We start from the raw sequence: 1,573 nt of genomic DNA on the forward strand, positions 1-1,573 counted from the left end.
AGGTTGGTGTCAGCAACCCGACCCTACCGGAGAACATCGATGACCACCGCTCCGCCGCCCGCTCACTACGGCGCTGTTAAGGGCGCGCTCGCGAGCGGCTTCGCTACCGCCGAGCTACACCACCTGTGGGGACACGACCCCGGCTAGTGGCGCAGAGCCTGACCGCGCGCTGGTCGCATGAGCGCAGCCACCGCCGGGCGGTCGTCGAGGGTCCTCTGCGAGGTTTTGCAGCCCGAGTCTGCCCGGCACCAACGTCGTTGATTTCCGAGCGACGCTGATCCGATGATCAGCTTTTCTCGCATGCATCAAAGGCGCACTCAGTTGGCTAGGCTTGGTTTCAAAGACAGTTTCAACAGTAGTGGGAGGAATAGTTTGATCGAACAACTCAAGAAGTTACATATCCAGGTTCTTATAGGCTTTGTAGTCGGGACGCTTATTGGTGTAGTATACCCAACCATTGGCGTACAGCTCATGCCGCTGGCAGAAGGATTTATTAAGCTCATCAAGATGATGCTTGCGCCTATTGTATTTTGCTTCGTTGTGACCGGCATCCTGCACGCAGGGGATTTGAAAACCGCGGGGCGCGTGGCGCTGAAGACGATCATCTATTTCGAAATCATCACGACAATTGCCTTGCTGATAGGAGTCTTCGTCACATACGCTCTGAAGCCGGGGGTCGGTATGAATGTTGATATTTCCACCTTGGATCCGAAGTCATTGCAAGGTTTCGTCGGCGAAATATCACATGTTTCCGACGCGACAGGATTCCTGCTGAATATCATTCCTTCCACCTTTATTTCAGCTTTCGTGAAGGGGGACATTCTCCAGGTGCTTCTGCTTGCAGTTCTCTTCGGCTGCGCGTTGTTGCTCTCGGGCGAGAAAGGTAGGATAGTCGGTCAATTGATGGACAGTCTTTCCGATGTCCTTTTCCGTGTCGTCGGCTTCATTGTTCGACTTTCGCCACTTGGCGTTGCGGGGGCGATGGCGTTTACCGTCGGACAGTTTGGATTCGCTACCCTCCAACAGCTTGGGCAGCTGGTCCTGACGTACTATGTGGCGTGCGCAATACTACTACTTGTACTTGCCGTCGTGATGCGGCTTTGCGGCCTTAGCCTCGTGAGGTTTGTCGCATACCTTAAGAGCGAGGTACTCATCGCCATGGGTTCGAGTTCCTCGGACGCCGTCATGCCATTGGTGATGGCTAAACTGCGCCACCTTGGCGTGAAGGACACGACGGTCGGGCTCGTCATTCCAACAGGGTATTCATTCAACCTTGATGGATTCTCAATGTGGCTGACGTGCGCCGTGGTCTTCATTGCGCAGGCAACGAACACGCCCTTGGATGGTGGAACTCTCGCTCTGATCCTCCTCGTTTCTTTGTTGACCTCGAAGGGCGCACACGGCATCCCTGGCTCGGCCATTGTCGTACTCGCCGCGACATTAACTGCCATTCCTTCAATTCCGGTTTTGGGCGTGGCAATCATATTATCGGTGGACAAGCTAATGGGATTCTTCCGGATTGCGCTCAATCTCGTCGGCAATTGTGTGGGAGCTGTGGCCATCGCGGCATGGG

1 protein-coding gene is annotated in these 1,573 nt (G+C 54.9%); it reads left to right on the top strand.

Going from position 1 to position 1,573, the window contains the following annotated elements; all coding sequences use genetic code 11:
- Positions 1-372: 372 nt before the first annotated feature.
- Positions 373-1,573 (top strand): cation:dicarboxylate symporter family transporter (locus ACFHWW_RS33745; RefSeq protein ID WP_379943688.1); only part of this gene is annotated, 1,201 nt, incomplete at its 3' end.

It is taken from the genome of Sinorhizobium sp. P24N7 (assembly GCF_042436655.1).
Taxonomy (GTDB): domain Bacteria; phylum Pseudomonadota; class Alphaproteobacteria; order Rhizobiales; family Rhizobiaceae; genus Sinorhizobium; species Sinorhizobium meliloti_A.